This window comes from Litoreibacter roseus, assembly GCF_009811795.1.
In the GTDB taxonomy this organism is placed as follows: domain Bacteria; phylum Pseudomonadota; class Alphaproteobacteria; order Rhodobacterales; family Rhodobacteraceae; genus Litoreibacter; species Litoreibacter roseus.
The window spans coordinates 26982-34684 of sequence record NZ_BLJE01000011.1; the positions used below are offsets into that span (position 1 = coordinate 26982).

At 51.0% G+C, this 7703-nt stretch carries 4 protein-coding genes; all 4 read left to right on the forward strand.

Translation table 11 applies throughout. From position 1 onward, the window contains the following. The first annotated feature begins 358 nt into the window (after positions 1 to 358). Positions 359 to 2425, forward strand: coding sequence for a hypothetical protein (locus KIN_RS21860; protein WP_159811182.1), 2067 nt, complete (start codon positions 359 to 361; stop codon positions 2423 to 2425). 217 nt (positions 2426 to 2642) lie between these two features. Further along, complete coding sequence (locus tag KIN_RS21865; protein ID WP_159811184.1) at positions 2643 to 3449, forward strand: competence protein CoiA; 807 nt, start codon at positions 2643 to 2645, stop codon at positions 3447 to 3449. Positions 3450 to 3554: 105 nt separating this feature from the next. Next, complete coding sequence (locus tag KIN_RS21870) at positions 3555 to 5606, forward strand: ATP-dependent nuclease (protein ID WP_159811186.1); 2052 nt, start codon at positions 3555 to 3557, stop codon at positions 5604 to 5606. 18 nt (positions 5607 to 5624) lie between these two features. Further along, complete coding sequence (locus tag KIN_RS21875) at positions 5625 to 7472, forward strand: UvrD-helicase domain-containing protein (RefSeq protein WP_159811188.1); 1848 nt, start codon at positions 5625 to 5627, stop codon at positions 7470 to 7472. Positions 7473 to 7703: the final 231 nt, after the last annotated feature.

A 7703-nucleotide genomic window follows, 5' to 3' on the forward strand; every position in this document is an offset into this window, starting at 1 on the left:
GTCCAGTCTTTCTGGTCAAAGTCCTTGAATAACATGAAGAACCTTTAGACCAACCTCTGACGGACTTCTAGGATCAGCGGTCTAGGCTGAACGGGGAATCGTCTGGTGCGTATCGCGGCCCAATGCTGCCGTGCATCATGGGTCGACGATGCTGCTTTGCGGCTTTTCAAAGCGGACTTTGGAAAGGGGCATCCGGCCTTGTTCGAGTGATCCGCTGATTGGATACTTGGTAGGTGGTAAGGACTGCCAACTATGAACTCTTCGGGACCAGACAGACGGACATTTTTCACTTTGCAAATTTTAGGCTCGCTCACATACTCGCTTCGTTAATTTTTGAGAATTACTGTGGACTATTGAAATGAGAATTCACCTTGACCGGAAGCTAGTCATCTTTGTTTTTCCAGTTTGTTTTCTGTGCTTGATGTTGCTGCAGCCAATGCAGGTCTATTTCTCGCGCACCTCAGGCTTTAATTATCTGCTTCATGTAAGCTTCTTCATCCTAGCTATAGCCGGAAGCCTACTTACCGCATACCTTGCCGTTCGGGCACCCTCTGATACCAAAACGGCTCTTTGCGTTAACGCCATGGCTTGGCTTGGGACCTACGTGTTGCTCGTCATACTGGTTGGTATCTCTGAAGTCGATGTTCCTCGTTTCTTGGGCGCTCCAGCTCTAGCCGCAATCTTCGTAGGAACGGTCTTTGCCGTTTTTACCTATATTTGGTTTCTCCGACCTGCAGCACTTTTAGGAACTATTACAGCGATCCTAGTCATAGTTATAGTGGCACCCTCAGAGAGCTACGTTCGAACGCTGCCAGACGCTGAACCCGCAGAAGTTTGGTTTGGGCCCGATGAAAATTTTAGAGAGTGTGAGTATAGGTCGGACATAAACTGCGCTTTCGTCGCGTGGCTGATGGCACGACCTGATCTTGCGGCCTACGCAGAGACCGGTCTGCCCTATCCAGTATTCCTTGTATCTGCCGAGGGGGGAGGAATTTATGCGGCGGCGCACGCCTATGCAGCGTTAGACATTTTTTCTGAGACTTGCCCAAACTTTCGCCAGCATGTTTTTTCGATAAGCTCAGTTTCTGGCGGTTCGGTCGGCTCGGCTGCTTATGTAGCTGATCAGAGCAGTTACGGCCAAACCACTAGAATCGAGAGTTGTAACCTTAAGTCTTCAGAGCGACCGCAAAAGTTCGCAGAGGACTTTCTTTCACCCATTTTGGGTTCGTTCCTGTTTGGTAACATTCCCAACTTCTTTACCCGATACGTCTTTGATTTGAACGATAGTTCTGAGGTTCTCGAAAGCACCTTCACCGCCGAGCTTGACTTTGCGGAATTGGGTTCTGGTGTAGGTGAGTATTGGAGACCAGATGGCAATAGTCCTGTAATTCTGATCAACACAACAAATCTGGCAAGCGGCAGAGTTGAGATTGTATCGCCATTTTCGACTACCAGAGGATTAACCACTGGGTCATCACGCAACGATGCGTTTCGCCCCAACAATGGGTCTGTACCGGCGAACCTTAGTTTTGCGAGCGGTTCTAGCCTGTCGGCTAGGTTTCCATTCTTGACACCGTCAGGATTGCTTGCTGAGTCACTTTCATTTGAAGACGCAGGCTTTGACGGGACTCGGTACAACGTATATGTGGACGGCGGTTACTTCGATAACAGTGGAATAGGTGTGACAAGGCAGCTGCTTTCAGACTTGAATAGCAGTTGGAACCACGGCTTGGACTACAACTGCAAGGATGAGTCCGAAGCCTTCTGTAACTATATTTTGTTGGACCGGGGGGCCCAATCATCGGACGCGACGGTCTCGACCGCCGGCAACAACCCTGACTGGGGTGGCAGGGACCCCAGGCTGGAGACAGTCTCCTACTTGGCGGCGTCTGAATGCATTTCTAGGACTGAAAGACCTTGTTCAAAAGAAATTTGGGATGCCGGTGTCGTTCCAGTAAGCATCTACCACATAGTGATATATGCTGAACCAGACCACTGGGATGAACCTGATCTGACAGCGCTACCAAGACTTTATGCGCAAAGGCAAAATCAGTCTTTTTTCGATCCAATAACCGCTGTTTTGAACACACGGTCGTCGAGAGCTGCGATTGAAAGAAATGATCTGTTGTTTCAGATACATGGCTCTTGGTTACAGCCTCACGGACTCTCCGCCAACGACAAGACTGTTGTCCTACAAAACCTCGATGTTGAGGCGCTTGGTTTCCCATTGTCTTGGACCTTGGGCTCAGGGTCAATGGATACGCTCTTAACCGACATTCTCGATACTTCTAAGTGCCAGTTTCTGGTTGATGGCGTAACATGGGAAGGAGGCTCATCGATCCACGAGACTGGTTGCACGATCGGAGACATTGCGGTGATTTTGACCGACAGCCCGCTGGAAGGACATGATCTTGGAGAGTTCTAGCTAATGCGGCCCTATCTTGCGGACCAAAGAGTCTTCGTCCCATCCTCACCAAGCCTACTTTAAACCGTGCGGGTAAGGCGGGCCATAGCCAACCTCTGGCGCCAAATTGGAATGCTGCAGTTACAGCCCGTATCGCCGAAGTTCGCTGCAGGCAAAAAAAGCGAAAGTAACATCGTCAGCCCGGATGATAGCTTTGAGGCAAGGGGCGCAATTTAAGATGTTAGTAGCCTCCAAGAATGGCGTCAGGGTGGACGCAAGAAATGCCATACGGGGTGAAGAGCACCGCTGCCCCGCCTGCAATGCCGAAGTCGTTTTGAAGCGTGGGCGTCGGGTCATTGCACACTTCGCCCACAAGCCACCGGTTGACTGTTCATGGGGTAAGGGTGAAACCTACGCTCACAGGCACTCGAAAGCGCTGGTAGCGGACGCGCTTAAAGAGCGCGGGTTGAATGCTGAAGTTGAGTTCGTGGTGGAGACGCTAATGGGGGACCGGCGCGCGGATGTAATGACGTGGCACCCGGACACAGGACAGGCTATCGCTATCGAATTGCAGCACTCCACCATTGACTTGGACAACCTCGAAGCCCGGGCGCGGGCATACGCATCGGCTGGAATTGCGCAGTTCTGGATTGGGTTTCTGACTAAGAACGCCAAAAACAAAGCCTTACCGGATGGAAAAAACCGCTGGAAGATTGAGCAGTACTCATCTCAGCCTTTCGAAAACTGGATTAGTGGTTTCAACATGGGCAAAGGCTTCTGGATGTATGATCCGTTTGAAGGGTGCTTCTGGAACTGTGAATTCTCCGATCATCATACCTGGGTAGTAGAAACCACGCGCTGTGACGAATATGGGGAAGAGCACTATCACGGTGGCTACTGGCGAAAGTCGAAGCGGTGGAAGGAACTCACCATGTCCGGGCCATACGACATAACCAACCTCAAGGTGAAACTCTTCACCCGGAGCAAAGCCTTTGGAACTTCCCGCTACTGGTGGCCCGCTGGAAGAGGCGCGACGTTCAGCTGAGCGTTGCTTTGGATGCACCAAGCCTTTGTCTGGGCTATTGGTGACAAAATGTCGAAAGCTCGGTACACTCTAAAGATGTATTTTTCACATCTGAAGTAGTTGATTATGAGAATAAGAAAGGTAGCGATCACAAACTTTCGGCGGCTTGAAAGTGTTGAGATCGACTTTGAAGAGACCGAAACCGTTTTTGTCGGCTCAAATAATAGTGGCAAGACTTCGGCAACTGCCATAATGCGCTGTTTCCTTGCCGGCAAAGACTTCAACGTTCACGATTTTTCAGTTGGTTGCATCCCCTTAATAGATCAGTTCGGAAAGTCAGGTGAGGTTGAGGACTTTCCTTGTATTGACCTAGATATTTGGTTCGAAGTTGACCCCGAGAGCATCGAATATGGCCGAGCGGCAGCTCTGTTGCCGCGAATGTCCGATGACTTCGACGAAATCGGGGTTCGCCTTCGTCTGCTGGTGGACGATGCCGAAAAGCTCAGGGGTGAATTCTTGGCGGCATATCCCGACGCAGACCAAGAGGGCACTGAACACAAGCTCTCGAAATTCCTTGCAACCGATGGGATGTTCAAACGACATTTTGGAACGCAATATTTTGCGTTGGCTTACAACGGCACAGACAATCCTGATGCCACTCCCCTTGAGAAACATGAAGGGCGCAAACTGGTTAAGGGTCTGCTAAGATTAGACTTTGTTGACGCACAGCGAAACATTGATGACCACGACAGCCATCGCAGCAATCGTTTGTCGGCAGCCTTTGCTGGGTACTATGAGAAAAACCTCGACCAAGCAGATATTGCTCAAGCGGCCTTTGAAATCATCGACCAAAACAACAACAATCTAACCGACCACTACGAGGAACAGTTCTCGCCTCTTCTGGATATGATCGGAGGGCTAGGCGTTCCCGCCGTCAATGACCGGCACTTGAAACTGGTCTCAACCCTAAGTCCAGAAACGGCCTTACGAGGCAATACTGACTTACTGTACATTGATGAAGATAAGGCACACGAGCTGCCAGAGCAGTACAATGGCCTTGGGTTCAAAAACCTCATCTTCATGGCCATCCAAGCAAAGCACTTCTACTCGCAATGGGCGCGAACTCCAAAGGACCGTCCGTTGTGCCAGGTGATCTTCATTGAAGAACCTGAGGTTCACCTCCATGCTCAGGTCCAGCAAACCTTTATCCAGAACATCTGGGATGTTTTAGACTCTTCGGCCAAGGCCGAAGGTGACGAGGGCGAAGTTCCTCAAATGGTTGTGACAACGCATTCGTCGCACATTCTCGATGCCGTCGACTTCTCCAAAGTGAGGTATTTCAGAAGATCTCACCTCACCACGGATGATCCTGAGACTTGCCCTGTGATGAATGCGTCTACCGTGAAGAGTTTGCGTGATTTTGCGCCGTCACCTTTGGGAGAAGGTGAAGACTCTGAAGAGCGGGCTCTAGAGTTTTTGGAACGCTACCTGCGATTGACCCACTGTGACCTATTCTTCGCCGACGCGGCGATTTTGGTGGAAGGAGCAGTGGAGAAACTGCTTTTGCCAGAGATGATCCAAAAGGCGGCTCCAGATCTGAGAAAATCGTTCCTCACAATTCTCGAAATCGGGGGAGCGTACGCCCATCGGTTCGATGAGTTGATCCGCTTCCTTCACATCCCATGCCTTGTGATTACCGATCTGGATTCAGTATCTCCCGAAGGGCGGCATCCAGCCGTTCGAGCTGACACTCCCAACGCGCTGACCTCTAATGCTTCATTGAAGACAATGTTGGATGTTTCCACCGTCCAAGAACTCATCGACCGACCATTTGATGAAAAATGCCAAAACGCGCCCCATCGAGCGATCGTCTACCAGCTGGATGTTTTGGTTTCAGAAGACGACATTGATTTGCCTATGCGCCCGCGAACGCTAGAGGAAAGCTTCGCCTATGAGAATTTCTCCAAGATTCGTAGCGGCGACTTGGTTTTGGGCATCGAGGTACCTCAAGAACTTGGGGAAGCATATCAGGCGATATATGAACGAGTGAAATCCAGCTCATTTAAGAAGACTGACTTTGCGATGAACGTCCTGGCTGGCGAAGAAAACTGGCAGGTGCCGAGTTACATCTCCGAAGGCCTCGCTTGGCTGGAAACGACTGTATCGATTCAACAATGATCATAAGATTGAATAGTCATGCCTAATCTCATTCCAACCCAAGCCGACCAACAAGTTGCTCAGTGCCTTGAGGAAGGCCGAAGCTTTGCGATGATTGCCGGTGCGGGGGCTGGGAAGACCACTTCACTAATTTCGGCTTTGGAGCATGTCCGAAAAGAATTTGGCTCGTCGCTACTCAAGCAAGGTCAGCGTGTGGCCTGCATTACGTACACCAAACGAGCTGTGGCGGTCATACGAGAACGGCTGGGTTTTGACGAGTTGTTCGAGGTCTCCACGCTGCATAGTTTTCTTTGGGGTGAAATGGGGCGGTTTCAAGTTGATATCCATGAAGCTTTGACCCATTTCGTCATTCCAAAGCACATTGAGTCCGCTCGAGACAAAGACAACGGCGGAGCATCCAAAACGGCTATTGCCGCCCGTCAGAAAGCGGAAAAACTAGAAGGGGAGCTTGAGGCTTTAGCTGACGCGAGCGCATGGGCCTATGATGACTCCAACTTCAGCAATTTCAGCGAAGGTTTGCTAGGTCACGACGATGTGATCGCAGTGGCCGGATATCTCCTTGGTGAAAAGAGTGTTTTTCGACGAATCCTTGGTTCGCGCTACCCTTTCATTTTTGTGGATGAAGCCCAAGATACCTTCGTTTCGATCGTCGAAGGCTTGAACGAGCTAGGCGCAGGCGTGGGGCTACCCCTGGTCGGTTACTTCGGTGATCCTTGGCAACAGATTTATGATGGACGTGCAGGAGATTTTTCGCCTCCTGAAGAAGGTTTGTCGATTACCAAAACAGAGAATTTTCGTTGTAGCCCGCAAGTCGTTGGTCTCCTCAACGCTTTTCGAACCGATGTTGAACAAGTTCCATCCGGCAAAGCCGCTGATATAGAAGGGAGTGTAGAAATGGTTCTCGTTGAAGCCGAAACTCCCGAAGGACCGAGAAGAACCTACACCAGCGAGCAGCGCGACCGTGCCTTGCAGAAAATGGACCAAGCTATCGAGAGCTGGGGTTGGACTGCGCGCGAAGACGTCACGCTGCTTTTCCTGGTGCGCCAAATGATTGCCCGCCGATTGGGTTTCGAACAACTCAATTCTCTTTTCACTGGTGATTTTGCCTCTTCAAGGGCCCAAGATGATTTTGAGGCAGGGGATCACGTTCTAGTGCGACCGTTTATTAAGTTGATTTTGCCACTAATCAGAGCTCAACAGGACGGAGATCAACGTCGCGTCATCGATCTGCTTCGCGCAAACAGCCCGAGCTTTTCTGCTGATGGTCCGAATAGCAACCTCAGCCTCGGCAAAATGATTGAACTGTCGAGAAATGCGATTGAGAAGCTCGAAGCTACTTGGGCTTCGAGTACCGTCAAAGAAGTGTTGCTCTTGGCTCAGGATTTGGGGTTGGCGCGAATGCCGAATCGCTTGGTTGAGCACCTCAGCCGAGATCCGCGATCAGAAGCCTTCGACAAGGAGCTCCATAGTCAAGAGAAAGGAGACTGGCTCGCGGACGCGTTTTTTGCCATGAGCACAGAAGAGCTTTCCCCGTACTTCGACTTTATTTCTGAGAACACGCCGTTTAGTACGCAACACGGTGTGAAGGGTGAAGAATACCCCAATGTGGTCGTGGTGTTCGACGATGTGGAAGCTCGTTGGAGCCATTACAATTTCAATAAGTTGCTAACCCCAAGAACGATCGGGGAACCCACCGAAGGCCAATTCGATCGCGGTAGAAAGCTGGCCTACGTGTGTTTTTCGCGTGCGGAGCTGAACCTGCGAATTCTCCTTTTCACACCAAGCCCAGCCGACGCACGTGCGGAGCTTCTTTCCAAAGGCCTTTTTGAAGATGGTCAAATCAAGGTGGTCAGCTTGGCAGCATAGGGTGGTACGGCGGTGCTTGAACAGCGTGCCCGACACGCCCGGCTCGAAGGTCCGCTTTCTTCTCGATGCACCTAAGCTCTCGCACTCGAAGCGAATGACGGCTTTCCTGAAGGTTTTTCGATGCGGGCCGGGGTGCAACCTTTCCTTCCGGCGAGGCGTGCGGCCCGCGTTGACAAACCTCGGAAGGAGGAAGCCGCGGTGTCTGGGATTAGACTATGGAGAAAGAGCGCT

Coding starts and splice junctions, on each gene's coding strand:
- KIN_RS21870 (WP_159811186.1), top strand. CDS start 3,555: ATGAGAATAAGAAAGGTAGCGATCACAAACTTTCGGCGGCTTGAAAGT.
- KIN_RS21860 (WP_159811182.1), top strand. CDS start 359: ATGAGAATTCACCTTGACCGGAAGCTAGTCATCTTTGTTTTTCCAGTT.
- KIN_RS21865 (WP_159811184.1), top strand. CDS start 2,643: ATGTTAGTAGCCTCCAAGAATGGCGTCAGGGTGGACGCAAGAAATGCC.
- KIN_RS21875 (WP_159811188.1), top strand. CDS start 5,625: ATGCCTAATCTCATTCCAACCCAAGCCGACCAACAAGTTGCTCAGTGC.